20 protein-coding genes, 1 pseudogene and 1 riboswitch are annotated in these 25,546 nt (G+C 48.2%); of the genes and pseudogenes, 5 read left to right on the forward strand and 16 right to left on the reverse strand.

The features are described 5' to 3' along the window. Nucleotides 1-140 precede the first annotated feature (140 nt). A riboswitch (purine riboswitch) is annotated at nt 141-240 on the reverse strand. A gap of 244 nt (nt 241-484) precedes the next feature. The 8 genes from guaA to bcp all read right to left on the reverse strand — a co-directional run bounded on the left by guaA (nt 485) and on the right by bcp (nt 10,824). Then, the gene (guaA, locus tag AC2TF5_RS23915) at nt 485-2,023 is read right to left on the reverse strand and encodes a glutamine-hydrolyzing GMP synthase (RefSeq protein WP_491299602.1); all 1,539 of its coding nucleotides are present in this window, start codon (nt 2,021-2,023) and stop codon (nt 485-487) included. A gap of 78 nt (nt 2,024-2,101) precedes the next feature. Then, complete coding sequence (locus AC2TF5_RS23920) at nt 2,102-4,402, reverse strand: transglutaminase TgpA family protein (RefSeq protein ID WP_491299603.1); 2,301 nt, start codon at nt 4,400-4,402, stop codon at nt 2,102-2,104. Beyond that, nucleotides 4,374-5,678, reverse strand: coding sequence for a DUF58 domain-containing protein (locus tag AC2TF5_RS23925; RefSeq protein ID WP_491299604.1), 1,305 nt, complete (start codon nt 5,676-5,678; stop codon nt 4,374-4,376). The genes AC2TF5_RS23920 and AC2TF5_RS23925 overlap by 29 nt, the downstream gene beginning before the upstream one ends. Next, nucleotides 5,675-6,676 (reverse strand): AAA family ATPase, encoded by a 1,002-nt coding sequence (locus tag AC2TF5_RS23930; RefSeq protein WP_491302980.1) that lies wholly within the window; start codon nt 6,674-6,676, stop codon nt 5,675-5,677. The genes AC2TF5_RS23925 and AC2TF5_RS23930 overlap by 4 nt, the downstream gene beginning before the upstream one ends. Nucleotides 6,677-6,894: 218 nt before the next feature. Then, the gene (locus tag AC2TF5_RS23935) at nt 6,895-8,073 is read right to left on the reverse strand and encodes an NAD(P)/FAD-dependent oxidoreductase (RefSeq protein ID WP_491299605.1); all 1,179 of its coding nucleotides are present in this window, start codon (nt 8,071-8,073) and stop codon (nt 6,895-6,897) included. A gap of 34 nt (nt 8,074-8,107) precedes the next feature. Beyond that, nucleotides 8,108-8,575: a DUF1641 domain-containing protein gene (locus AC2TF5_RS23940; RefSeq protein ID WP_241932075.1), complete on the reverse strand. Its 468-nt coding sequence runs from the start codon at nt 8,573-8,575 to the stop codon at nt 8,108-8,110. Between the two features lie 273 nt (nt 8,576-8,848). Continuing rightward, on the reverse strand, nt 8,849-10,162 hold the full coding sequence (locus tag AC2TF5_RS23945; RefSeq protein ID WP_491299606.1) for a polysaccharide deacetylase family protein: 1,314 nt from the start codon (nt 10,160-10,162) through the stop codon (nt 8,849-8,851). A 191-nt stretch (nt 10,163-10,353) separates the two neighbouring features. Then, entirely contained in the window at nt 10,354-10,824 is a 471-nt protein-coding gene (bcp, locus tag AC2TF5_RS23950) for a thioredoxin-dependent thiol peroxidase (RefSeq protein ID WP_241932073.1), read from the reverse strand. A 146-nt stretch (nt 10,825-10,970) separates the two neighbouring features. Between bcp and AC2TF5_RS23955 the strand changes: the two genes are divergently transcribed. Together AC2TF5_RS23955 and AC2TF5_RS23960 are read left to right on the forward strand one after the other, a co-directional pair. Next, on the forward strand, nt 10,971-12,020 hold the full coding sequence (locus AC2TF5_RS23955; RefSeq protein WP_241932072.1) for an LCP family protein: 1,050 nt from the start codon (nt 10,971-10,973) through the stop codon (nt 12,018-12,020). A 90-nt stretch (nt 12,021-12,110) separates the two neighbouring features. After that, a complete protein-coding gene (locus AC2TF5_RS23960; RefSeq protein WP_491299607.1) occupies nt 12,111-13,427 on the forward strand; it encodes a glutamate-1-semialdehyde 2,1-aminomutase in 1,317 nt (438 codons plus the stop codon). 142 nt (nt 13,428-13,569) lie between these two features. Here the strand turns inward: AC2TF5_RS23960 and AC2TF5_RS23965 are convergent, their stop codons facing one another. From AC2TF5_RS23965 to AC2TF5_RS23995, 7 genes and pseudogenes are all read right to left on the reverse strand, one after another. Then, nucleotides 13,570-14,838 carry a stalk domain-containing protein gene (locus AC2TF5_RS23965; RefSeq protein WP_491299608.1) on the reverse strand — a complete coding sequence of 423 codons (1,269 nt, stop codon included), beginning with the start codon at nt 14,836-14,838 and terminating at the stop codon, nt 13,570-13,572. A gap of 123 nt (nt 14,839-14,961) precedes the next feature. After that, a complete protein-coding gene (locus tag AC2TF5_RS23970; protein ID WP_491299609.1) occupies nt 14,962-15,231 on the reverse strand; it encodes a hypothetical protein in 270 nt (89 codons plus the stop codon). A gap of 47 nt (nt 15,232-15,278) precedes the next feature. After that, nucleotides 15,279-16,148: an inositol monophosphatase family protein gene (locus AC2TF5_RS23975; RefSeq protein WP_491299610.1), complete on the reverse strand. Its 870-nt coding sequence runs from the start codon at nt 16,146-16,148 to the stop codon at nt 15,279-15,281. A 248-nt stretch (nt 16,149-16,396) separates the two neighbouring features. Then, nucleotides 16,397-16,583, reverse strand: a pseudogene (locus AC2TF5_RS23980) (UV DNA damage repair endonuclease UvsE); the annotation flags it as partial. 120 nt (nt 16,584-16,703) lie between these two features. Further along, nucleotides 16,704-17,021, reverse strand: a complete 318-nt coding sequence (locus AC2TF5_RS23985) for a hypothetical protein (protein ID WP_491299611.1) — start codon at nt 17,019-17,021, stop codon at nt 16,704-16,706. 75 nt (nt 17,022-17,096) lie between these two features. Then, nucleotides 17,097-18,191 (reverse strand): D-alanine--D-alanine ligase, encoded by a 1,095-nt coding sequence (locus AC2TF5_RS23990; protein ID WP_491299612.1) that lies wholly within the window; start codon nt 18,189-18,191, stop codon nt 17,097-17,099. A gap of 47 nt (nt 18,192-18,238) precedes the next feature. Further along, complete coding sequence (locus tag AC2TF5_RS23995; protein WP_491299613.1) at nt 18,239-19,264, reverse strand: amidase domain-containing protein; 1,026 nt, start codon at nt 19,262-19,264, stop codon at nt 18,239-18,241. A 282-nt stretch (nt 19,265-19,546) separates the two neighbouring features. Between AC2TF5_RS23995 and acnA the strand changes: the two genes are divergently transcribed. Then, nucleotides 19,547-22,267: an aconitate hydratase AcnA gene (gene acnA, locus AC2TF5_RS24000; RefSeq protein ID WP_491299614.1), complete on the forward strand. Its 2,721-nt coding sequence runs from the start codon at nt 19,547-19,549 to the stop codon at nt 22,265-22,267. A 201-nt stretch (nt 22,268-22,468) separates the two neighbouring features. Next, on the forward strand, nt 22,469-22,621 hold the full coding sequence (locus tag AC2TF5_RS24005) for a hypothetical protein (RefSeq protein ID WP_491299615.1): 153 nt from the start codon (nt 22,469-22,471) through the stop codon (nt 22,619-22,621). 31 nt (nt 22,622-22,652) lie between these two features. Here AC2TF5_RS24005 and AC2TF5_RS24010 read toward each other — a convergent pair whose 3' ends face one another. After that, entirely contained in the window at nt 22,653-24,242 is a 1,590-nt protein-coding gene (locus tag AC2TF5_RS24010; protein ID WP_491299616.1) for a bifunctional metallophosphatase/5'-nucleotidase, read from the reverse strand. 202 nt (nt 24,243-24,444) lie between these two features. On the opposite strand from AC2TF5_RS24010, the gene AC2TF5_RS24015 reads away from it, so the two are divergent. Beyond that, the gene (locus tag AC2TF5_RS24015; protein WP_491299617.1) at nt 24,445-25,452 is read left to right on the forward strand and encodes a phosphate/phosphite/phosphonate ABC transporter substrate-binding protein; all 1,008 of its coding nucleotides are present in this window, start codon (nt 24,445-24,447) and stop codon (nt 25,450-25,452) included. The last annotated feature ends 94 nt before the right edge of the window (nt 25,453-25,546 follow it).

Raw genomic sequence — 25,546 nt, forward strand, 5'->3', positions numbered from 1 at the left:
GCCCTGAGAAGAATTCTCCCAGGGCACCCGCTTCAAAAAAAGAGTCACTTAACAACCATGCATCGCACCACACACTTCCATCCGGGACCTGAACAAAATCATTCATTCACACTCCGGATGCAGCATATTCGCATTTGCACCTTTGCAGCTCTTCTTTTCGTAGCCAGATCATTACGGTGACCTTGTAGAGACTCCCGGGCCGATTCCCGGGATTATACGAAAAAGCACTTATCGTTGTTGTCATTTACTAAACTCATTCTAGGACGAAGCTCGAATCTTGTCAACAGTAAAAACGAATGTTAATCGTTTTGATTATTTGAATCGTTCGGAAATTGATGCCATATTCACAATGGACATGGTCAATGAGCCCTATTTCCATAAAAAAACACCCCCAGTTAGCTGAAGTATTCCGCATTTGCAGAATCATCTTCATCCTGGCTGGAGGTGTTATGTCGTTCATTCTAGTTCTAAGCTGTCAGAGAGACTACTCCCACTCAATCGTTGCTGGTGGCTTGGACGTAACATCGTAAACGATACGGTTTACATTATCCACTTCATTAACGATACGAACGGAAATTTTCTCAAGAACATCCCACGGAATACGAGCCCAATCTGCTGTCATGCCATCGATGGAAGTTACTGCACGGATACCTACCGTGTACGAATAAGTACGGGCGTCACCCATGACACCTACACTCTTCATGTTCGGCAGTGCCGTGAAGTACTGCCAGATCTCACGATCAAGACCTGCTTTGGCGATCTCTTCACGCAAAATATAATCAGAGTCGCGGACGATTGTCAGCTTGTCCTCTGTAACTTCACCAAGAACACGGATGGCAAGACCCGGACCCGGGAACGGCTGACGCCATACGATCGCTTCTGGCAGACCCAGTTCTTCGCCGACTTTACGAACTTCGTCCTTAAACAGCGCCTTCAGCGGCTCAATAAGGCTAAATTTCATATCTTCAGGTAGGCCGCCGACATTGTGATGGGACTTGATCGTCTGTGCCGTATCTGTTCCGCTTTCGACAATATCAGTATACAGGGTGCCTTGGGCCAAGAATGCAAAGTCGTCGAATTTGCTCGACTCCTCATCAAACACATAAATAAACTCGTTACCGATAATTTTACGCTTTTGCTCCGGATCATCTACGCCTTTCAGCTTAGACATAAACCGGTCGCGTGCGTCGATTTTGACAACTTTCATGTCAAATTTACCGACAAACGTCTCCATTACGCTTTCAGCCTCGCCTTTACGCAACAGACCGTGGTCAATAAACATACAAGTTAACTGATCACCGATTGCTTTGTGAATAAGCATCGCTACGACGGATGAATCAACACCACCGCTCAGCGCGCACAGCACTTTTTTGTCGCCAACTTCTTCACGGATTTCACGAATCTGATCCTCGATAAATGTCTCCATCGACCAGTTACCTTCGCAATTACATACCTCATAGAGGAAGTTGCGAATCATTTCATTGCCGTGTACAGAATGACGAACCTCAGGGTGGAACTGTACCGCATACAGCTTCTTCTCTTCGTTACTCATCGCTGCAATCGGAGCAGACTCCGTACCAGCATCCAGTTTAAATCCGGACGGCAAGGAAACCACATGGTCACCATGACTCATCCATACCGTTTGCTTCAACTCCAAACCTTGCACCAATGTAGTGCCTGCATTAAACTCCAGATCAGCTTTACCGTATTCGCGCTTAGAAGCACGCTCAACTTTGCCGTCCAGCTGTTGTGCCATCAGCTGCATACCGTAACAAATTCCGAAGATCGGAAGTCCAAGATCGTAGATAGCTGGATCTACATGCGGTGCATTTTCTGCATACACACTGGATGGACCGCCGGAAAAGACGATACCCCGCGGTGAGAGTTCTTTGATTTTGTCGACTGGCGTGTTGTAAGGCAAGAGCTCACTGTACACACCAAGATCACGAATGCGTCGTGCTATTAATTGATTATACTGTCCACCGAAGTCCAAGACGACGATGATTTCATTAGGTTTGTTCATTACCGGGCCTCCCTTGATTATTGAGATTAATTATACGCAACCCCAATTCATACCGTCAAGAAAGGGGAGGTGTAGATTTCATGCCAGTTTTTTGGCAATCGTACAACATTGGCGTAAATAGAGTCTTTTTTCGGTTCGGGAAAGCGGTTCTTCCTTATACGCGGCTCTCTCCCAAAGGCTTGCAAACAACTGAATTTCCGAACGCAGATCTTCATTATCGATGTCTAAGGATTGTATGTATTTTCTAACCGTAATGCCGGGTTCCATAGCACCATACTTCTTCTCAAGCTTCTTCCATAGCTTAGCCGATACCGCTGTCAATTTATCCCGTTCTGTAACAGGTACAGCAGACGAACGCGCAGCAGGGGACACTCCTTTCCTCCGCAACAGCGCTAATACGGCAACAATCAGGATCGGTAATAGTACCAATACAGAAATGACTGCTGTCATAAGCTGTGTATCTGTAATCCATGCCTGGACAGAATTCGCTATCATTTGCATCATTTCAGTAAGCCGCCAAGGGGTATCCGAAGGTACTCCGGAAGATGTCTCTTGTGCGGAAACAGCATCAAACCCGGCGTTGAACCCTGGCGTAGGGTCAAAAGCAGCCCATCCCTCTCCGGGAAAATAAACTTCGACCCAGGCGTGAGCCTCTTCCTGAGTAACTCGATACGCATCTGTTGTACCGTTCATTTTCTCACCAGGAGCAAATCCCATGACATAACGGGCAGGGATACCCTGGGTCCGCAAAAGCACCACCATCGCCGTTGCAAAATGTGTGCAATAGCCTTCCTTAGCATCAAACAAAAAATGGTCGGTAAAGTCCCGTCCAGCCGGAGGAACTTTCGTTTTCAGCGTATAGGCATACTCCTGTTCTAAATAGGATTCGACAGCCATTGCCTTTTCATACCTGCCGGTAATCCCTGCCGTAATATCTTTTCCCAGATCACGCACCCGCTTCGGCAATGTTTCTGGAAGCTGCAAATAGGTTTTTGCAATCGGTTCCGGATCGGCTTGATCAGAACGGAGCTGGAGCCTCTCACGCGGGGCCTCCAACCTTGTCACTAACGTGTAACTGGAAATACCGGAGCTTGCTTTCTGGAACCTAAAACTACCGGACTCAGAATCAGCCATGATCCCGGGCTTCAGCTTCTTCCCGTCATTTCCCTGAACTCCAATAACTCTTGTAATTAGTCCCCCTGAAAAGAGAGGAAGACCCGCAGAAGGTGGAGCCGCTAAAGTAATTTTTTGAACGATTTCATTGGTTGTAGTCCCCGTCTGCTGCGACTGCATGCCGCTTAAATCATCAGCTATTTCAACGCTGGTTCCTGCCATATTTCCAGCTATCCATCGTCTTCCGTCATAATACTGAAGTGCCTCACCTCTCCAGTATGTAGGCACAGGTGTTTCCCCTGTAAAGAAAAGATCCCGGCTCAGCACCAGCGGTCCTCCCATCTCTTGAGCCAATGAATCGTACCCGGTCAGGCTTACACTTTTCGCCGGCGTATCTTTGCGAGACAACCCTGAAGCCCAATCCTGGAGCTTATCAGCTATAGCAGTAATCGTAAGGCCGGAGCCAGTTCGCGCAGGCACAAAATCTCCTCCTGCGCGTATCAGGCTTGTAAGAGCAGCTGTCAGGAGAACTACACATAGACTCCAACACAAGATGACCGCCATTAGCCGTTTCGGTCTAATTCCGAGAACTTCAGAGCCCCTCTTCACACTCTCTTCACTCTTCAGCCTGAGAAATAACATCAGGCCCTGTACGGTTAGAATGAAGCAGGTTGCCCTGAATATATCATCATACACAGGCTGTTCAAGACCCGATTCCAACGCAGCTAAATAGACAATGGTCGCCCCCCCGAACAACCACACTGTCCTGCGATATAAAGCCAGCATGTATACCGCGGACACCATAATTCCCCATCCGAGAAGCAATACGAGCACTCTCGTCTCTTCACTGATTTCACTGAACTGCCATGTACCTAAACTTAAAACCGTATTCGTATCTTGAGGCAGGACGTCTTGCACATATCTGAGAAACCATGTAAATGGATCGTTAGAACCAAACAGTCGTCCCCATAATAGCAGGACGATACAAGCATTTAACGGAAGCCAAACCCACTCCCGTATTGTAAAAAGTCCCTGCAGCAGCAAAAAAGCAGCCAGTATGAACAATGTCTCCAGCATAAGACCTTCATCGTCACTCAGTCCCTGTAAGGGGAGGAGCCATCCCGTAAGCAATCCGAATATCGGCAAGCTTATGAGCAACCTCATGGATAGTGGTCCTGGTGAAGGGCGGAATAGCATGCGTAATCCTGTGGATGCTCTGATTGATGCATTACTCGGATTAGCGGTTAAGCTGCTGATAACTTCCATCCCCCTCACCCCCTCCTCCGCTGGTTGTGATTTCGTATAAGTTTCCACTGGATATGTACAACAATCGTCCACCAGCACGGAAATACGGGTCTTCCGATACTTCCCCCATATTTCCCGGCTGTAGTATCCCTCCGTGGGCGTACTGATCAAGCGCCAGTTCAGGAGTAGGCTTTATATTCGTTTCCGGAATTGGACTAGTGCAATAGATGCTCACTTTTCTTCCCGAAGACAGTATTTGAATGGCCGATTTCATCAAAGCCGGATTTATCGTTCCCGTTACAACGTGGAGTTCGGTTGTGTGGTCCTCATCGGCCGCAGCTCTCTCCAAAATATCAACAGCCGTGCCATTTCCGGGTTGAGGCGGGACGGAGGCCAGCGGGATCAGCATATCATAGTCCTCACCCCGCGTTCTTTCAGAACGAACGGATGATCGGCCCATCCCTCCGATCCACAGGGACGGTGTTCCAAGAGTAACAGCCGAAGAGTACAGCAACCCTGCCGAAGCTGCAATAGCATCTTCAAAAGATGTATTGATCTTTGACCCCGCAGAATTCGGGTATCCGTCTTGTGACGTGATCAAAATAATACATCTGTCAATGCTCCGCCCCGGTTGAGGAAGAAAAGTCTGTAATTTACCGAGACGAGCGGAGTTTTTCCAATGAATTCGGTTTAAGGAATCACCCGGCATATAATCTCTTAACCCGTGTCCCGGAAGAGTGAATTGTGAAGGACGATGTATGCTATCAACTTCTTCATCCGATCCGAAGGAAAGATCAAGCATACCTCGCATGCTCAGCGGTCGTGGCAGAACGATCAGTCCTGTAGAGCTTACAACCGTTCTGCCTGCGCGAAACCATCCAAACAGATCTCCCCATTCGATAGTTGTATCAATAGACGGCCAATTTCCTCTCGTCAAGTCTTTGAGTGAATAGGAATAGCTGACAGAACGTCGAAACCCGGGAAACCATAGCTTGCGGACGGTAAACTCTCCGATCCGATCCGTTAGCATGATCCAGGGTAGCGGCATCCATGATTTGAGTTGAATAGTGACCGTAATCTCCGCATCCTCTCCAGCGTACAGGCAGGTAGGCGATATATCTCGCTGAACAGCAATGTGCGAAGGTCCGAACCCTTGTAGAAGCGCTCCGTTAAGAAGTATTGCAGAGCAAAGCCACCAAAGAAACTGCAATGACTGGCCGCCTAGCCAAGCGTACAGTCCCCAGCTTACTAGCCATATACACAGCGCCCTCCCCCACTCCAGTCTACGACGGTTCACATCCGGCCCCCCTTTCGACTGCGCTGCCGCGGAAGCTCAAACAACTTGATCAGCGTCTCTATCGTTTCCAGCTGGCCCAATCCCGCTGCACGTGCATCATAGGCCAAGTGAATCCGGTGGGCTAACACAGGACCGGCTACCCGCAGACAATCATCCGGAATAACGTACATACGCCCTTCCATAAAAGCTGCCGCCTGGGATGCCCGCATCCAAGCCAAAGTTCCCCGCGGGCTGATTCCAAGCCGCACACCCTTTTGCCTACGTGAAGCATCAGCCACTGCAACCAAATATTTTTTAATGCTCTCATCAACAAAAACCCGTGCCACCATCCGCTGCATAGACACCATTTCCGAGCCTGCCATTAGTGGCTTGACACTATCCAGAGGGCTCCGGTTGTATCCTCGTTCAAGCATTAACATCTCGTTCTCCATTCCTGGATAACCAAGAGACAAACGCATTAAAAATCGATCCATTTGCGCTTCCGGCAAACGACTCGTTCCTTCAAACTCATACGGGTTCTGTGTTGCTAGCAGGAAAAATGGTGAAGGAAGTGGATAGCTCTTACCGTCCACCGTGACCTTACCTTCTTCCATAGCTTCGAGCAGTGCCGATTGAGCACGTGGTGAAGCACGATTAATCTCATCCGCCAATACGATGTTTGACAGCACCGGACCGGGCCGAAATTCAAACTCACCGATGTGAGGATAATAAACCGAGGTCCCTGTAATATCACCCGGCATCAAATCATATGTAAATTGAATTCGTCCAAAATCACAGCCGAGACAAGCAGCAACAGAACGCACAAGCATGGTCTTTCCTACTCCGGGCACATCTTCAAGCAGCACATGACCTCCCGCCAGCATGGCTATAAACGTCAATCGAATCTGCTCTTCATGACCGACAATAACACCGCCAACCCGTTTGATTACTCTTTCCAACAGTTCAGGAGCCCACTCCGGATATGGAGTCTCCTCCTGATAAATAGATGAACTGAACAATGGCTTCAAACCTCCGCTTCCCGTGCATTTCCTCTTCTGCTCATACGCAGAGAGGTTAGGCGAAACTATTCTATGAATAGGTTTTCCAAGAAAGCGGAAAGATAGACTCCCTGGCGGCTCATTTCTCTTTATATCACGTAATTTTAGTCAACCAACCGAAAAAAAACGAGCCTCGACTGAGGCTCGTTTGATTTATATCTTGTTTACTGCCAATCGGCTTAGTAAGCCAGTGTGAACAGACCTTTGATGTGGGACAAGTAACGAAGGTTACTAGCTTCCTTCATCATGGTTGCAGGCAGACCTTTAAGCTGAGTTTTGTTGGCACCGATCGTTCCGATCCCGTCCTTGCGACCCAAGCTTCCCAGTGTACCAGAGAACACAGGGATGAACGAAGCAAGAGCTCCGCCTTTGGCATAAGCGTACATGTTGTAACCAGCAAGTTCGCCCATCTGCCAAGCTAGCTGTGCAGTCGGAGGATAAGGACGTCCTTCAGGACCCATAACTACCGCACTGTCACCAGCCAGGAACACATCCGGATGGGATGTGGACTGAAGGAACTCATTAACTACAGCACGGCCGCGGTTCACTTCAATACCGCAGTTCGCAACCACAGAATTTCCTTGTACGCCGCCAGTCCATACGAGTGTGCTCGTTTCGAGTGTGCTTCCGTCTTTCAGTTCAACAGTTGTACCATCCATTTTCGTGATCGGAAGACCCGTCAGGAATGTTACACCACGGTTTTGAAGACTTGTCGTTGCACGGTCAACCAGCTCGGCTGGAAAGCCTGGCAGGATCGAAGGTGCAGCCTCAACGCAGTACAGATTGATTTCTTCAGGAGAGATGCCGTATTTACGGGCAAGCTCAGTCTTCATGTCAGCATACTCACCGACAAGCTCAACACCAGTCAAGCCGCCGCCGCCAACAACGATAGTAGCGTCAGCTTTGTTTTTCGTTTTGCTATATTCTGCAATACGGCTTTCCACATGCGCACGCAGGCGGTTAGCATCATTAACAGATTTGAGGATAAAACTGTTTTCTTGAAGTCCTGGTATGCCAAAAAATGCGGTTTCACTGCCCAGAGCAACTACCAGCATGTCGTAAGTAAATTTGCTTCCGTCTTCCAGTGACACAGAACGCTCATCCGGTTTGATTTCCTTTACCGTACCGATGCGAAGATCGACGTTAGCATCACGGAGCAATTTATCCAGTGGGAGGGCAACGGCCTTCTCCGAGATGTTACCTGCAGCCAGACGATGCAGTTCTGTAATGATCTGGTGGGTCGGGAAACGGTTAACCAATGTAATTTTAGCGTCATTCACGCCGAAATGCTCCCGGGCAGAAAGTGCGCTCAGCAGTCCGCCATAGCCTCCGCCCAAGATTAATATGTGTTTAGACATGACCATCCTCCGTTCTTTAAATAATTATTGAGAATTAACGCTTTTTCTGTTGGTCGCGCTCGTTCATAACGTCCATAAAAGCCTGTGCATAGCGCAGACCTTTTTGAACTTGAGGATCTTTCAGCATCTTCATCAGACCGAATACGCTGATTGCTCCCTGATCATTCTGGTTGTGCACACGGTCTCCAGCTTCGATCGCTGCGGAAGTTACACACTTCAGTGAATCTGTTACAGGCTTCGTAAAGCCAGTCAGCGAGGCCATAGTATCTTCTGCAAGTACTGGATCGGTGGCTACCGATTTACCGAAATCATATGCTTTCGTGAAGAATGTAAGCATTTCAGTAAGCTTCGGAAGATTGTCCACGAGAGTAGTCAGCGATTCCTGAACTTCCGGCTTCATCAATTGGTCGAACACATCGAGGCGGTCCGTCATCGGAGCTCCTAGATTTTCAGCAACAGTCTCCGAAGCTTCGGATTGTTGCGGACGGGATGTTTCTGTCATTAGAATTGCCTCCTTTACTTTAAATGAGTTCCCAAGAAGAACTTGGCGGCGATTTGAACCGATTAGTTGTAATTTTAGGATAACCGGTAGCTATTATGCATCACTGTCAAAAGTGAGAACTTCCGTTATTCTCTATCGCCAAAATAAAGTAGGGGGAACAATTCCCCCTCCCTTATTAAAACACGTCCGTTGGGATTGTGATAAATATCTCTAACATCTATTAGTCTATAACTTGTGTAACATAATTACAAACATAAAATGCAACTATTTTGTCTATAAAGTTACAATTCTGTATACGTCACCGCCTGAAACGACATCCTTTACAGGATGACCGGATATTTCTAAAACATCCCGGATCGGCACCCAAACCGTATGACCGATAAATTTAACTTCTGATACAGCCGTTTTTCCGCGAGTTCCGCTGAGCGTCACTGTTCCCTTGATAGGGTCGGCCTCCCAACGAGCATCTGTCAAGGATACTTGAACCGTCCTACTCTCTGCTTTCCAAAATACACCTCCTCCGAGCCGCTCAACAGCCGACCTCAGAGGAACCATAAATTTCCCATTCTCCATACGATATTCGCCGGGAGCAAATTCAGTCGCAAGTCCGCCCATATCCACAGCCAGCGTTCTACCCTCTTTAAACAATGCCGCATTAAGTGCCACATTCTCCGCAATCCACCGGCTTCCCGGCTGTTCTTGTTTCGTCTTTACATTGCTATGAAGCTTGAACTGGACAGGCTCCATCTCCGGTGTCAGGACATCAAAGTTATAACCCTTCTCTTTATAGAAGGCGATGATACCGGGGAGCGCTTTCACCGTTTCCTCATGCCCTGCCCCATCATGCAGCAGTACGATCGCCTCATTGCCGCTTACAGGGGTTGTTGCTCCTTTAAAAATCTCATCTGCAGGTACTCCTCTACGTTTAGAATCACCGCTATCCACATTCCAATCAAATACCTGGTATCCTCCCTGCTTCAGCAGTCGGAAGTAGGTTTCGTCAAACTTGCCTGCCGTCCCGCCCGGAGCTCTTACAAGCTGTGGCCTGACTCCGGTAATGAGCCTTATAGTCTCTTCGGTTTGTTTGATCTGTCTCCAAAACTCTTGAAACTTCTGATAGAGTTTGTTGTAATCATGATTATATGTATGATTGCCGATGGCGTGGCCCTCTTCATATATTCTTGTAATCAACTCCGGACGAACAGTGGCCTGCTCTCCAAGCACAAAAAACGTAGCTTTTATTCCCGATTTTTTCAATATATTCAGCACCTCTCCAGTAAGTCCGGAAGGACCGTCATCAAAGGTAAGGTACACTGTTTTAGCAGATTGTTTCTTCTCTTTAACAGCAGCTGCAGGAGCTAATACCGGCTTCGTCGATACGGTGACAGCACCACTATATACTGTTGTTTCGGGGATGTTATGTATTTCTTCTATAAGAGGCGCCGCTTCTGCCACATCCTCAGTCAATGATATGTTTACCAAAGAATGTCCTGGCTGAAGGGAGGTCATGAGACCGGTTAAAATAAGAACTGCTGCCAGAACGAATAACATCGCGATTCGAGAGATGATTACAACGTTTTTATACATATAAACTACCTCCACCATTTCTATGAGTTCGGTTTGGCTTTCTGATAGATTATATGGAGAGCTATTCAAAAAAAGACTAGAATCTTTAATAAAGAGTTTGGTCTACAGCGGCGATGACCTTTCCCTACATAAAAAAGCGGTCCCCATGGCATGTACAGGCATGATGCGGGACCGCTTCTTATATGATTAGATTATGACTGTACAGCTTGAAGCACCTCTTCGACATGACCGGCAACCTTTACTTTGCGCCATTCCTTCACAAGCCTGCCTCTTTCATCGATTAGAAAGGTGGAGCGGACAATGCCCTCAAATTCACGTCCATACATCTTTTTTAGCTGCCATACGCCGAACAAAAGACTGACCGTGTGATCTTCATCGGATAGTATCAGAAAAGGAAGGTCATACTTTTGAATAAACTTATGATGCGATTTAAGTGGATCCGGGCTTATGCCAAGAACAACAGCCCCCGCCCGCTCAAGCTCCCCGTAGTTATCCCGGAAGCTGCATGCTTCGTTGGTACATGCGGGTGTCATATTTTTCGGATAAAAATATAAAACGACCTTCTTCCCCCGGAAATCACTCAGAGAAACGTGCTCTCCGTTCGAAGCCGGGAGGGTGAAGTCTGGAATTTCACTGCCGATCTGCACTTGAATTTGGGTCATTTTGCAAGTTCATCTCCTTCTAGGACTGGGTTTTTTACCCGTTAAATTGATTGTCTTTTCAAAAAAAATTATAATAGATTGAATGCGGATTGTTCAAATGTAATACCAAATTATTCATTCCAGCATAATCCGAAAGGAAGAACTCAATGAACAAAAGAACAAAAAAGACAATTATATGGACCGTAAGCATTATTATTGCCGGTATTCTAGGCTATGGAACTTATTATGTTTCATCCATCTACAGCGGTCTTGAAGGTCTGCAAAAAAAAGGGGAAGCCTCTCCTTTCCGGGAGCTTGAAAAGGTCGATGCTAATACACCAGAGCCTCCAAAATGGGAAGGTACAGAACCTGTTAACATTTTACTCATGGGTGTGGATGCCCGCGGTTTTGAAGAAGGCGAGATTCCGCGTTCGGACAGTATGCTCGTTGTTTCTATCGATCCAGTTCAAGAGAAAATGCATTTGTTCTCTGTCCTTAGAGATACTTATACAGACATTCCTGGGTACAGACAGAACCGCATTAATACCGCCATCACCCATGGTCCCAACACGGCTATGAAGGCTGTCGGAGATCTGCTCGGCATTCCTATTCAATATTATGTGTACACGGACTTCCGGGGCTTTATGAAGCTGGTGGATTCCGTCGACGGTGTAGATTTTTATGTGGAAAAAGACATGAAGTATTCCAGTAAGGCTGACAAGAACGAGTTCGACATCGATTTGAAGAAAGGCATGCAGCATCTTGATGGCAATAAAGCGCTGCAGTATGCGCGTTTCCGTTATGACAAGATGGGAGATTTCACCCGTACGGAACGTCAGCGCGAACTGATCAAAGCTGTAGGCAAAAAGATGCAGTCCACCACGTCCATCATGAAGATGCCGGAGATTCTGAACGCGGTCAGTCCTTATATTGACACCAATATGGACGTCAATGATATGTGGAAACTTGCTAATGTAGCATATCAGAGTAAAATGAAAGGCAGCGAACAGGTTCCTCCAATGAAACTGTTGGTTGAAGCCAATATCGGCGGTGCTGAGGTTCTAACCGTGAAAAATCCGGATACACTGAAACAGTATGTCCAAGATGTGTTGAATTCTCCAGTGTCTGAATCCGAAACAAACAACAGTGATTCAGAATCGGGTAAACAGGATAAAGAAACCACGAATAATGTCGGTTCAATCCCGGATTCCAACTGACCTTCGCAACGTAACTAACATCTTATAACAAGATCAGGACAGGCCGCGAATCGCAGCCTGTCCTGATTCATGAAGAAAGGAACTCTAAAAATGTCCAAATCTAGAAAACGTTCGGAAGCATTGTACCAAGAAGCGCTTCAACATATCGTTGGTGGCGTCAACAGCCCCTCCCGTTCTTTCAAAGCAGTGGGCGGCGGCGCACCTGTGTTTATGAAACGGGCCAAAGGCGCCCACTTTTGGGATGAAGACGGTAATCAATACATTGACTATTTGGCTGCTTACGGCCCGATCATTACCGGACATGCCCATCCACATGTAACTAAAGCGATTACGACAGCGGCCGAGAACGGTGTTCTCTATGGCACACCAACAGAGCTAGAAATTACGCTGGCCAACATGTTGAAAGAAGCCATCCCTTCCCTCGACAAGGTCCGGTTCGTTAATTCCGGCACTGAAGCCGTAATGACTACAATACGTGTTGCGCGTGCATATACGAAGCGAAACAAAATCATTAAGTTTGCCGGCTGCTACCACGGCCATTCCGATCTCGTATTAGTTGCCGCAGGTTCCGGTCCTTCCACGCTCGGCATCCCGGACAGCGCCGGTATCCCGACAAGCATTGCCCACGAGGTTATCACCGTTCCGTTCAATAACCTGGACGGTCTGCGCGAAGCGCTTGATAAGTGGGGCGAAGATGTCGCTGCCGTCATGGTTGAGCCGATCGTCGGCAATTTTGGCATGGTTATGCCGGAACCTGGGTTCCTTGAAGGACTCTGTCAGATGGCCCATGATAACGGATCACTTGTCATTTACGATGAAGTCATTACCGCTTTCCGTTTCCATTATGGTTCTGCTCAAACGTATGCAGGACTGGATAACCACGAAGCGATTCAGCCGGACTTGACTGCTCTGGGCAAAATTATCGGAGGCGGGCTGCCCATCGGTGCTTACGGCGGCCGCAAACATATCATGGAGCAAGTTGCTCCGCTTGGTCCGGCCTATCAAGCCGGAACCATGGCAGGCAATCCTGCTTCCATCTCTGCTGGTATTGCCTGTTTGGAAGTGCTGAAAGGCGAAGGTGTGTATGAAGAGATGGAACGCTTGACCATCAAGCTTACCGAGGGCTTGAAAGCATCCGCTGATCGAAATGGCATCCCGCTCACGATAAACCGGATCCGTGGCTCCTTCTCGGCACATTTCTGCGACCACCCAGTAACCAATTACGACGAAGCGCAGGATACAGACGGTGAAGCATTTGCAGCCTTCTTCCGCCACATGCTTGACCGTGGCATCAACCTGGCACCATCGAAGTATGAGGCATGGTTCCTGACCACCGCGCATACCGAAGCGGACATTGACGCTACTCTCGCAGCTGCAGAAGAATCGTTTAAGGCGATGAAGCAATAATATAACAAACTGCCAGCATAATGAGGTCAAACCAATCGCTGCTTGGCCAAATAAAACAAAGGCTGTCCCTGGTTGTTACAACCATGAGGGACAGCCTTTTTAAGTACTATAAATAAAGAATAAGACCTGAAAAATTAATGATTTACGGATTAATAAAAACGGTTCTGAGCTTTGAATTGTATTGGACGTCAAACCCGAGCCCGGATGCCAATACAGCCAGTGGAACGTAGGTCTTCTGCTCTTTGCCTACCTTGTGCAGGAAAGCCGGCGTATCGATGCTCACAGGAGTTCCATTTACCATAACTGTCTTCGAACCGATCTTGATTACGACTTCTTTATCGCCATAGGTGATCGTAGCGCTGGACGTTTTATTGCTCCACGTGCTATTCGCTCCAACGGCATTTACGATGTCCTGAATAGCCACAAAATTTTGATTGTTGACCATCATCGGTTTGTAAGGCGTCTTGAGCTCCTTACCGCTGACGATTATCCCCATAGGTTGCTCTGCCTCATATACAACAGGTTTGGTATAACCGCCCCAGATTGTTTCCGAGAAGATGCGTGCCATTACTTCATAACCATACTGGTTCGGATGGATATCTTCCTTCAAAATATGAGTCATCGTCATTTCAGACCCGACAAACTCCTTGGCTACATGCGCTACTTTAACGGTTATTCCGTTCTTACCAAAAGTTTCTGCCATTCCATCAACCAGCTTAGTAAACTGGTCTGCTGCTTCTAACAGCTTCGGATAAACAACTTTATCCGCCATTTTCGGAATCGGTTGATACTGATCTGCCAGCACGATCACTGCATCAGGGTTAATGCTGTGCAGATTATTTACCACTACTGTTACATTGTCAGTATATATCTTCAGCACTTCCTCAACACGGGCCATAAGCTCCTCCGTACTTAACGTGCCTGCCGTCTTCACCAACTCCATCATATCGTTACCGCCAATGGTCACTGTAATGACATCTGCTCCGGCAATCAGCGTTTTGGCCTGAGCAGCTTCCGAGCCAATAATGGCAACACGGGGATCCTTCAATCCGCTCTGGATATCATTTGCTGAAATCGCGCGCTCATCAAAAATGGCTTGAACATATTGATGAAGTCCCCCTGTCTTAAGGCCGTTTATACCAAGATTAACAACTTCTGTGCGGCTATGGTACAATCCCTGCTCTAGCAGACGGTCTACGAAACCGTAAGGCTTCGAGTTCATGTCCATCCCCGGTTCATAACCTACCGTAAGCGAGTCTCCCAAAGAAACGATGCGGTATGTATTATCGTTTTTCGCTAGCTGCTGCTCCTGAGCAGACGCTGGCGCTACCGCCCATGGTCCCAACAACAGCACAGCCATCAGCATGATGATGGTGACTGGAGCCAAACCCTTTTTCCAAATTTTCAGCATTATTACACCCCTTTGGCTAAAATATCCAACATGTCTATTTTACCATATCCATTTCACAATGCCGAAAAGTAGACATTAAAAAAGCAGCCCCCTGAAGAGAACTGCTTTCTCGGTGAATATCGTCTATGTGCTGCTGCCAGAATCTGACGAACCGTCATTATTACCGCCTGCCCGCTCCATATATTTGTCATACCGGTCATCCATCTCCTTGGCGATGCTGCGGTACTTACGGGTTTCCTCTACAATCGGATCCAGCGTCGTTTGAACACGAATCTCATACTTTGGTGGAATGAGGCGACGCCCCTCCTCCTCCTTGTTCTTCGATTCCATCTCACCATCCGTCAACAGTTCACTGAGCTGCCGCTCCAAATCCTGATCCGACTTATCATTCATCACTGACACTCCTTATCTGTCGTGGTAGAGGGTGCAAATCACAAATCTTAGTCTTTCCTGAAACCCGTCGCCTCTGCCTCGGATAACGTATCCAGCAAGCTTTCGTGTATAGCTCCGTTTGTGGCTACAACGTTACGGACAGATAGGTCGTAAGGCCGACCTTCGGTATCGGTTATCTTTCCGCCCGATTCCTGGATGAGAAGAGCACCGGCAGCGACATCCCAAGCATTCAATCCGAGTTCCCAGTAACCGCTTAGACGGCCTGCGGCAACATACGCCATATGAAGAGCAGCAGATCCGCCTCCACGCACATTGCGAACCTTCGGAAGAAGCGCCTGAAGTCCAGCCATGTTTTGCGGTAAATTGAAAGATGTATCCATCGGGAAGCCGGTAGCTAGCAGGCTTTGGGATAACGACGATTCCTTGGACACCAAGGTAGGATTCCCGTGGACATATGCCCCTTTCCCTTTCTCTGCAATAAACAGCTCGTCACGCGATGGATCGTATACAACACCAACGATAACTTCGCCTTTATGAGCCAGTGCAATGGATACCGAGTAAAAAGGAAAGCCATGAACATAATTAGCCGTCCCATCAATCGGATCAACAATCCATAAATAAGGTTCTTCTTTCGCAGCTTCCAGTGCTTTCATGGAAGCCTCTGCTCCCGGTTCAACACCCTCTTCACCCAAAATGGCATGATCCGGAAAGTGGGTCAAAATCAGCTTGCGGATCATCTGCTCCGCACCCTTGTCCACTTCGGTTACCAAATCTTGAGCAGAGGTTTTAGTGCTGAGCTGTTTTACGGTTCCAAGCCTGCTCTTGATCCATTCCCCTGCTTTTGCAGCACAGTTGATCGCAACGGCTGTATAACTTTTGCTGGTTACCACATAAGGTACCTTTTCTTTTCCATTCAATGCATTCACTCTACTTTCTATATGAATCTTGATTAAGAGATTTATATTATCCTATTCATCTTATACGAGGGAAGTAAGGGCATGTTTCCCGAATAATGCCTTTATTTAAAATTGCGCTTCATTTAAACAAAAGTCCGTTCCGTGCTACGCTTTTTAGAGCCTGCCAAGAACGAACTTTCGCCTGTTATACTTATGAAATAGCGGCCCTTGAATTGGAACGACTTCAAAAATATTCTATATTTAAAAAGTTACCTTAATTCCATCTCCAATGCAAGTGAACAGACTATGTCATTACAATGATAACTCGATAGATCCTTCATTAACCCAAACAAGGCGCCGTCCTTCAGTTTTGCTTCGATCATCACATCAAGATGCTGCGTGACTTCGGATATCGGTAGGACTTTTCGGGCTGGACACATGAATCTTCGGAGGCAAAATGCTCTTCAGATCTTGCGGCCGCAGAAGGCTTGTCTCTATACGCGCCACCGCTATGAATATTGTTCTTCATAGATGCACTCAGCCCCATCGCCATGGCCACATATCCGAACCTTACAATCATGCCTGATTTCCGAAAAACATTTCATAAGCCAGATCCGTTTGCACTTTGGACTCCTCGTCGGTCAGCTTGCGTACAAGCTGCAACTCGACAGAAGTCACTTCACGGCCCTGAAAGTTGATCTCCGCCACACTGGCCGTGATCAATACAATCGCAACCGCTTTGTTGTCAGGGGTATAGGCAATCACCTTTTGTCCAGTTGGAAAAACACGAAGCCCTTCCTTCAGCATTTTTCCCCGTCCGTATTCCAGAAGCTCGTAAAGCTCCTGCTCATTCTTAAACTTGCAAACGGAATTGAACTCGGTTTGAAATCCCATGTGCCAGCCTCCCTTTCCGGTATAAAAGATTAGAATCAAGGGGAGCCGTGATATGCGCGGACTCCCCTTGGTATCTTAAGCTTGATTCTCGTAAACCAATGCCTGCTTGCGGTTATGCCGCTCTATTCCCAGATCAATCATCCGGTCAAGCAGTTCGCGGTAAGATACACCAGTCTCTCTCCACAGCAGCGGATACATACTGTAAGGTGTAAAGCCTGGCATCGTATTCACTTCATTAATAAGAATAGCACTATCCGAGCGCCGAATAAAGAAGTCCGCCCGCGTAATACCATTGCCTTCAATAGCTTTGAATGCCGTAATGGCAAGTTCCCGCAGCTGATCAGCCGTATCCGGTTCCACCGGAGCAGGAATGAGCATCTCCGACTGTCCATCCGTGTATTTTGCCGCATAATCATAGTATTCACTGGAAGAGACAATTTCACCCGGTACCGAAGCCATTGGCTCGTCATTGCCAAGCACGCTGACTTCAACCTCGCGGGCGTCCACAAATTCTTCCACAATGATTTTGTTATCAAAACGCAGTGCTGTCTCAATCGCGCTTCTCAGTTCCTCAGCATCTCTCGCTTTCGAAATACCGACACTTGAGCCTAGGTTAGCCGGTTTCACAAAGCAAGGATAACCAAGTTCGTCCTCCATGCGCTGCAGCAGCTCATGACTGCTCCGCTCCCACTGGGCCCGGTTAAAATAGCAATATTTGCATTGCGGCAGGTCCACTTGTGCAAATAGCTTCTTCATGACTCCTTTATCCATGCCCGCCGCTGAAGCAAGCACACCAGTTCCGACATAAGGAATATCTGCCATCTCGAACAGTCCCTGAATCGTGCCGTCCTCACCAAAGGTGCCGTGAAGAAGTGGGAACATAATATCAACCGCTGCTTCCTCGCTACCATACAGTCTGCTGAAGACTGCATTGAGTGCAGCTTGTGTACCTTCTCCGTCCTCAAGCTTCAGCTCAGATACATTTGCGAACGGTGCAGCGAGCTTGCCGCCGATTCTCCACGTCCCCTGCTTCGTGATATAGAAAGGAATAATGTCGTATTTATCAAAATCGAAAGCGTTCATGACGGCAAAGGCCGTCGAAAGCGAAACCTCATGCTCTCCCGATTTACCGCCATACACTAATCCTACCGTTAATTTGTTCTGTCCCATGCGGAAACCTCTCTTTTTTACGAATTGTAGCATATCATGCTGTCACGCTAAAAATAATCGGGTATATGGTAAAAACGGTACACGGTATTATCGTTCCAGGCATACGAGTCACGATAATCCCAGTAGCGATGCTTGCTGCTGACCGTATGGGCGTTCACAAGCGGCATACCGCCGGCATCAAATGCCGTGACGATCGTACTGTGCTGAAATGCTCCGTCACCATCCCAATCATAGACGATGACATCCCCGAGCATCAGCTGCTCTGGCCGCTCCATCATTTCCGCTCTTAAACCGGAAGTACTGGTGTTCAAATGCCGAGCGAAGCTATTTGAAACCGCCCAGCTGTAGCTCCACCATTCCCGGCTGTTTACATAACCCTTGTACCACCATCCCGTTTCTCTTTTACCAGTATAGTGGATTGGGGCTTTGCCTGCAAAGAGGCATTGAGAGATATAATTCGTGCAATCCACAGCGAATGTCGTAAACTCCGGATTGCCCGACTCCCACCATTTATCAGCGTATGAGGCAGCCGCTTCCCGTTCATAACGGCCTGCGCGTAAATGGGTTCCCGCTGCATAAACTCCATTGTTAATCAAAGGTATGGAAGGAACGGGACCTGAATCTTCATGATGGGCATTAAATTCCTTATCAGGCTCATTCAAAGGATGTCGTTCATCTTCTAGCCGCTCCACGCCAACAATAAGCCAAGCGTCACCATCGCGTACAACCGTCAGCCGTTCCTGTCTGATGGTGTCTTCCCGATGGGTCACGCCTCTTTTTTCATAAAAGAACACCGTGTGCAAGCGGACATCCGCTACAACATCGTCCTCCGTCTCCCTAAGGATGCGGTGCAACTTCGCTCTTGTCTCGCTCTTCTGGGGAACTACTTCCCGCTCAGCGTACCAGGCCTGAATACGGAACTGCCTTTCTCCCCGCTCCATCAGATAATCGAGATCCGTCACGATTTGTTCTCTCAGGCCCGATCCGTAATCCACCCGGCTCTGGTTATATTGATCCACATAAGTATACAAAGCATTTTTCCAAGGTCGCTGTGCCTCTTTCGTTTTCACCATCTTCTTCGCCCCTTTCCGGACTTTCAATCGCCGTCATCACCCCGGGAAGATATACATAACACATTATATGAAGAAACAAGCCCTGCTATGAACCGAGCTTTTCACCCGGAAACGCCGGAAAATTGGGCATAAATAAGCTCGTTGAAATACGTCATTTACTGCAAAAAATACTTTACGTCAGAACTTGTAAACGTTATACTTAAAGTAAGTTAAATTTTGAAATTGTGTTTCACCTAATGAAACCAGTGTGGAAAAATTAATATGACTCAAGGAGGTTCATGTATGTCAGTTAAGGACCAATTTTCGATCTCCCGAACGCTTGAGGTGAGCGGGAAGAATTACCGTTATTTCAGCTTGCAGGCTCTGGAAGAGCAAGGACATGGCAGTGTATCGAAGCTTCCATTCTCCATCCGGGTACTGCTTGAAGCGGCAGTCCGCCAATTTGATGGACGTGCAATTACGGAAGAACATGTGAAGCAGCTCTCCAAATGGAATGAAGGACTGGACAACAATAAAGAAATCCCATTCATTCCGGCCCGTATCGTACTGCAGGACTTTACCGGTGTACCGGTCGTTGTAGACCTTGCAGCCATGCGTGATACGGTTAAAAAATCCGGCGGAGATCCGAAGCAGATCAACCCGCTCGTACCTGTCGATCTCGTTATCGACCACTCGGTAATGGTTGATGCTTTCGGTACCGACCAAGCTCTCGAATATAATATGAAAGTAGAATTCGAGCGTAACGAAGAGCGCTATCGCTTCCTTCGCTGGGCTCAAACTGCATTCAACAACTTCCGCGCTGTTCCTCCGGGAACGGGTATCGTTCACCAGGTTAACCTGGAGTACCTCGCATCCGTAGCAGCAACGAAGACGGTTGATGGTGAAACAGTTGTCTTCCCCGATTCCCTCGTGGGTACAGACTCCCATACGACCATGATCAACGGTCTCGGCGTTGTCGGCTGGGGTGTCGGCGGCATTGAGGCGGAAGCTGGTATGCTCGGACAACCACTTTATTTTGTAACACCTGAGGTTATCGGCTTTAAGCTGACAGGTAGTCTGGCAGAAGGCGCTACAGCAACTGACCTGGCTCTGACCGTTACTCAAATGCTCCGCAAAAAAGGCGTTGTCGGCAAATTCGTTGAATTCTATGGCCCGGGTCTGGCCAATATCAGTCTGGCTGACCGTGCCACCGTAGCGAATATGGCTCCAGAATACGGTGCTACCATCGGCTTCTTCCCGGTTGATGACGAGACACTCGCATATCTCCGGAATACGGGCCGCCCTGATGATCAGGTTGCACTCGTGGAAGCTTACTATAAAGCACAAAACATGTTCCGAACAGCTGAAACAGCTGATCCGGAATTTACAGATGTTATCGAGCTGGATCTGGCTTCGGTTGTACCAAGCTTGGCTGGACCTAAACGTCCACAGGACCGTATTGAGCTCACGAATATGAAAGACAACTTTAACGACATTATCCGTACCCCGATCGATAAAGGCGGCTACGGTCTGAGCGATGAGAAAATCGAGCAGAAAGTAACCGTTAGCCATAAAGACGGTACAACTAGTGAAATGGGAACTGGCGCGGTTGTTATTGCAGCGATCACGAGCTGTACGAACACATCCAACCCGAGCGTTATGCTGGGTGCAGGTCTCCTAGCGAAAAAAGCGGTTGAGCGCGGTCTGAAAAAACCAGGCTATGTGAAAAGCAGCTTGACCCCCGGCTCCCTTGTTGTTACAGACTACCTAGAGAAGGCAGGCCTTCTGCATTATCTGGAAGCACTCGGCTTCTACGTTGCTGGCTATGGCTGTGCAACTTGTATCGGTAACTCCGGTCCGCTTCCGGACGAAGTCAGCCAGGCTATCACAGATAATGACATGACTGTTGCGGCTGTGCTCTCCGGTAACCGTAACTTTGAAGGTCGTGTTCACGCACAGGTCAAAGCTAACTACCTCGGTTCGCCGCCGCTCGTTGTAGCTTACGCGCTGGCTGGTACGGTAAACATCGATCTGCAGAACGATCCGATCGGCTACGATCCGAACAACGAACCGGTATATTTGAAGGATATCTGGCCAACAAGTGCGGAAATCCGCGAAGCGATCGGCCAGTCCGTAAGCGCGGATGCCTTCCGCAGCAAATACGCGAACGTATTTACTGCCAACGAGCGCTGGAACGCGATTTCGGTACCAGAAGGCGAGCTATATGAGTGGGATAACCAATCCACCTACATTCAGAATCCTCCGTTCTTCGAAAATCTTGGAAACGGCCTGAACGATATTCAAGATATCCGCGAAGCTCGTGTACTTGCTTTGCTGAGTGATTCTGTAACAACGGATCATATCTCTCCTGCCGGTAACATTGCAGTGAACAGCCCAGCAGGCGTTTACCTGAATGAACACGGTGTTGCACGTAAAGACTTCAACTCCTACGGTTCCCGCCGTGGTAATCACGAAGTCATGATGCGCGGTACCTTCGCTAACATCCGGATCCGGAACCAGGTTGCTCCGGGTACAGAAGGCGGCGTGACGACTTACCTGCCAACCGACGAAGTGATGTCCATCTACGACGCTTCGATGAACTACCAAGCTGGTGGTCAGAATCTGATCGTTATTGCAGGTAAAGAGTATGGTACAGGCAGCTCCCGCGACTGGGCGGCAAAAGGTACCTACCTGCTCGGCGTCAAAGCTGTACTGGCGGAAAGCTTCGAGCGGATTCACCGTTCCAACCTTGTAGGCATGGGTGTTCTGCCACTTCAGTTCCAGGAAGGCCATGGATGGCAGAATCTTGGGCTAAACGGACGTGAGACATTTGATGTTCTCGGCCTGGACAACAACGTGAAACCAGGTCAAGAGCTGACCGTTGTCGCCACCCGCGAAGACGGCACTTCTTTCGAGATCCCTGTCATTGCTCGTCTGGACAGCATGGTCGATGTGGACTACTACCATAACGGTGGTATCCTGCAAACAGTGCTTCGCCAGATGATCGCAAATAACCAGAAATAACACACATGACCGGCGCTTTAGCCTTAGTAAAAAATCCCCATCTTCTTTTCAGGAAGGTGGGGATCTTTGTATTTATTAAGACTTTTCTCCCCTTTTTGGTAAAAAACGTTTCATAACTCATCGCAGGTGGTTAAAATGTAAAAAATCATTTATTTAAATCCGGTATATCTATACAAATCCCGGCATTAGGAGGATTGTCACATGCTGACTATACATACAATGACACCATTCCATAACCAGTATCCGCGGCCGCAAACCGTTAATATCATCAAGAGGGAACAGGCTGGAGAGAAGCGCATTACCTTTCATGAAATTCTGAAGCAGAAAATGAAAGAGAAAACAACGAAACGTTAATATGTACCGTTAACCGTATCTGTCATACCGGTCACCGCCCCACGATCACTCTCCAGTTGGAATTGCATGTTGCCGTTATCGTCCCCTGCTTCACAATATAGTCGGTTACGAGATCAGACATATCAATTTGAATCTCCCCTATGACCGGCTTCCCATTGTACATGTCGTAATCCCCACCTCCTCCGGCACGGTAATTGTTCATGACAACATCAAGTTCCATCTCTTCCGTGAGCGCTGCCCCGCCCCGGCTTAGCTTGACTACTCGCCGGCCGATCGGCCTGGCGACGTCCAATTCATATTCGATGCCTTCCCACATATCGTAATTGTAATGCTGCGCCTTCGGCTCCAAGTAAGCCGGATTCACACCCAGTCCTCCGCCTGAATCAAGCATGAAGTAAGCGGCGGTCTGTTCCAGCGCCGCCCGGATATCCCGGCCGGTTAGTCTCAATACAGTCAGCGTATTCGGATACATGAAGTTCGTTAAGACATCCCTCATCGTGATCACGGGTCCGAACCCCGCCGACTCGTTATTCAGCAGAGCCGTATTCGATACCTCCACCCCCGCCGCATCCATTTGCACCTTGTTTACAAACTCAATAAAAGGGTGATCGGCAGATCGGCAGGCCAGCGGGTCGGATATCGTCAGATCGCCGATCACATGACCTATCGGCCGATCAAGCCAGGCCTGCGTCTCCGTCTCGATCTCACGTGTCAGCTCTAATACCGTGTCATCCGCCTCCACCATCTCATCAGGAATAAGCAGTTCCGCCCTCTTCTCCTGTATTCTCCATCCACCCTCAGCCTTGCTGGAAAAATCAACTGTGATCCTGCCAAGCGCTTGTCCGTTGCAACCCGGCTGCACGATAGTAACTCCCCCTGCCTGACCAGCTAGAAGCCGATGCTGGTGTCCAGTGATCAGCACATCAATGCCGTCAACTTCCGTGCACATCGCGTATGCCTGATTCTCACTGGTCAATCTCTCCGCCGGGTCGCCGGTAAGCAATTCGCGTTCAAATCCGCCGTGGTAAGCGACCACCAGCAGGTCCGGCTGTTCTTCTTGCCGAATGCGGGGGACCCAGGCCCTGACCGTTTCCAGGGCATCTCTAAAATGCAGGCCCTGAATATGTGCCGGATTCTCCCAGTGAGGGATATAATGCGTTGTCACGCCCAGAATCGCTACTTTAACTGCGTTTCCTACAACTTTTACAATATACGGTTTACCAAAAGCGGGCTCACCCGTCTCCGAATCTACAATTCCTGCTGACAGCCAAGGAAAATCCGATTCGACGATCACCCGCTTCAGCAAGTCCATTCCATAGTTAAATTCATGATTCCCCGGCACGGCAGCATTATAATGCAGCTCATTAAGCACGGTTACCGCAGGATGTACACCGTCCCTATGTTTCAATGCGTAAGCAGTAAGCGGAGTCCCTTGAATCAAATCTCCATTGTCCACTAGCAGCAGATCCGGCGCCCGTAGCCGTTCTGCGCGAATCATCGTTGCTATTTTGGCTAGACCGAGGTTCCGCTCCTCGCGAGTCCGGTAATCCGTCGGATATATATGCCCATGAATATCGCTTGTAACCAGTATTTCGCACGTAATCTGATGCTTATTCTCCATATTTGCACTCCCTTATTCCTAGTTTAGATCAGCCTTCTTAAGAGTTATTTACCGGACTCTTAAAGTTTAGCAAGTAAAATCAAGTTTTATATTAAAATTACATACTTTTACAAAAAATTATCATTCGGATAACAGCAGCTTAATAAACTGTTTTTATAGTTATATGAGTAATGAAAAATAGAATGTGTGGAGGTCATATCGTTTGAGAAAAATCGCAAAGTTCGTTATGCCCCTGTTCCTATCCATCGCAGTCATAAGCGGTTGCGGGACTAACTCCCCGGCCAGCAGCACCACTAAAGAAGCGGCCACTAATAATGCGGCAAACTCCGCTCAAGACAAACCGCAAGATAACGCCTCGAATAACGCAGCAACAACGGATACCGGTTACGTTCCAGAAAAGCTCACCGTACAGTTTGTCCCTTCCCAAAATGCGGATACACTTGAAGCCAAGGCCAAACCACTTGAGAAACTGTTATCCGACCGGCTTGGCATACCGGTAAAAGTGAGCGTCTCGACCGACTATAACACGATTATCGAAGCGATGGCTTCCAAAAAAATCGATGTCGGCTTCCTTCCTCCAACCGCTTACGTCCTTGCTAAAGAAAAAGGCGCCGCAGAAGTAATCCTTCAAGCCCAGCGCTATGGAGTAAAAGATGAGACAGGTGAGCCAACAGATGGGCTGGTCGACTTCTACAAAGCGATGATCATCGTAAAGAAAGACTCCGAAATCAAGACCGTTGCCGATCTGAAGGGCAGAAAAATCGCCTACCAGAACGTGACCTCATCCGCAGGTTATGTATGGCCTGCCGGTAAGCTGATCGAGGCCGGACTGGACCCGTTGAAAGACGTAGAAGCCATCACCGTAAAAGGCCATGACCAAGGCGTTCTCGCTGTATTGAACGGCGATGTAGATGCAGCCGCGATTTTCCAGGATGCACGGAATATCGTGAAGAACGACTATCCGAACGTTTTTGAGGATACTCGCGTCCTGACTTATACCGAGAAAATTCCAAATGATACCGTTACCGTTCGCTCCGATATGAGCCCAGAATGGATCGAGAAGCTCCAAAACGCCTTCATTGAGATCGGCAAGGACACCGAAGGCCACGCCATTATTGCCGATATTTATACGCACGAGGGCTATGTGAAATCGGAGGACAGCATCTTCGAAATCGTCCGTGAATATGGCGAGAAGGTCAAGACCGAATAGTCTGACGAACCCGGCCCCTCATCGCATTGAGGAATCGAGGTTGATGATGGGTATTTTTGAAGAGCCAGTCAGAGTGCTATCTGCACTGTGGCTG

It is taken from the genome of Paenibacillus sp. JNUCC 34 (assembly GCF_058269055.1).

What these genes read in the sequence shown, in the direction of transcription:
- AC2TF5_RS23935 (WP_491299605.1), bottom strand. Translation starts at nt 8,073, where the DNA reads ATGTCTAAACACATATTAATCTTGGGCGGAGGCTATGGCGGACTGCTG.
- acnA (WP_491299614.1), top strand. Translation starts at nt 19,547, where the DNA reads ATGTCAGTTAAGGACCAATTTTCGATCTCCCGAACGCTTGAGGTGAGC.
- AC2TF5_RS23970 (WP_491299609.1), bottom strand. Translation starts at nt 15,231, where the DNA reads ATGAATGATAAGTCGGATCAGGATTTGGAGCGGCAGCTCAGTGAACTG.
- AC2TF5_RS23990 (WP_491299612.1), bottom strand. Translation starts at nt 18,191, where the DNA reads ATGGGACAGAACAAATTAACGGTAGGATTAGTGTATGGCGGTAAATCG.
- AC2TF5_RS24010 (WP_491299616.1), bottom strand. Translation starts at nt 24,242, where the DNA reads ATGGAGAATAAGCATCAGATTACGTGCGAAATACTGGTTACAAGCGAT.
- AC2TF5_RS23955 (WP_241932072.1), top strand. Translation starts at nt 10,971, where the DNA reads ATGAACAAAAGAACAAAAAAGACAATTATATGGACCGTAAGCATTATT.
- AC2TF5_RS23945 (WP_491299606.1), bottom strand. Translation starts at nt 10,162, where the DNA reads ATGTATAAAAACGTTGTAATCATCTCTCGAATCGCGATGTTATTCGTT.
- guaA (WP_491299602.1), bottom strand. Translation starts at nt 2,023, where the DNA reads ATGAACAAACCTAATGAAATCATCGTCGTCTTGGACTTCGGTGGACAG.
- AC2TF5_RS23960 (WP_491299607.1), top strand. Translation starts at nt 12,111, where the DNA reads ATGTCCAAATCTAGAAAACGTTCGGAAGCATTGTACCAAGAAGCGCTT.
- AC2TF5_RS23920 (WP_491299603.1), bottom strand. Translation starts at nt 4,402, where the DNA reads ATGGAAGTTATCAGCAGCTTAACCGCTAATCCGAGTAATGCATCAATC.
- AC2TF5_RS23965 (WP_491299608.1), bottom strand. Translation starts at nt 14,838, where the DNA reads ATGCTGAAAATTTGGAAAAAGGGTTTGGCTCCAGTCACCATCATCATG.
- AC2TF5_RS24005 (WP_491299615.1), top strand. Translation starts at nt 22,469, where the DNA reads ATGCTGACTATACATACAATGACACCATTCCATAACCAGTATCCGCGG.
- AC2TF5_RS23940 (WP_241932075.1), bottom strand. Translation starts at nt 8,575, where the DNA reads ATGACAGAAACATCCCGTCCGCAACAATCCGAAGCTTCGGAGACTGTT.
- bcp (WP_241932073.1), bottom strand. Translation starts at nt 10,824, where the DNA reads ATGACCCAAATTCAAGTGCAGATCGGCAGTGAAATTCCAGACTTCACC.
- AC2TF5_RS23995 (WP_491299613.1), bottom strand. Translation starts at nt 19,264, where the DNA reads ATGGTGAAAACGAAAGAGGCACAGCGACCTTGGAAAAATGCTTTGTAT.
- AC2TF5_RS23985 (WP_491299611.1), bottom strand. Translation starts at nt 17,021, where the DNA reads ATGGGATTTCAAACCGAGTTCAATTCCGTTTGCAAGTTTAAGAATGAG.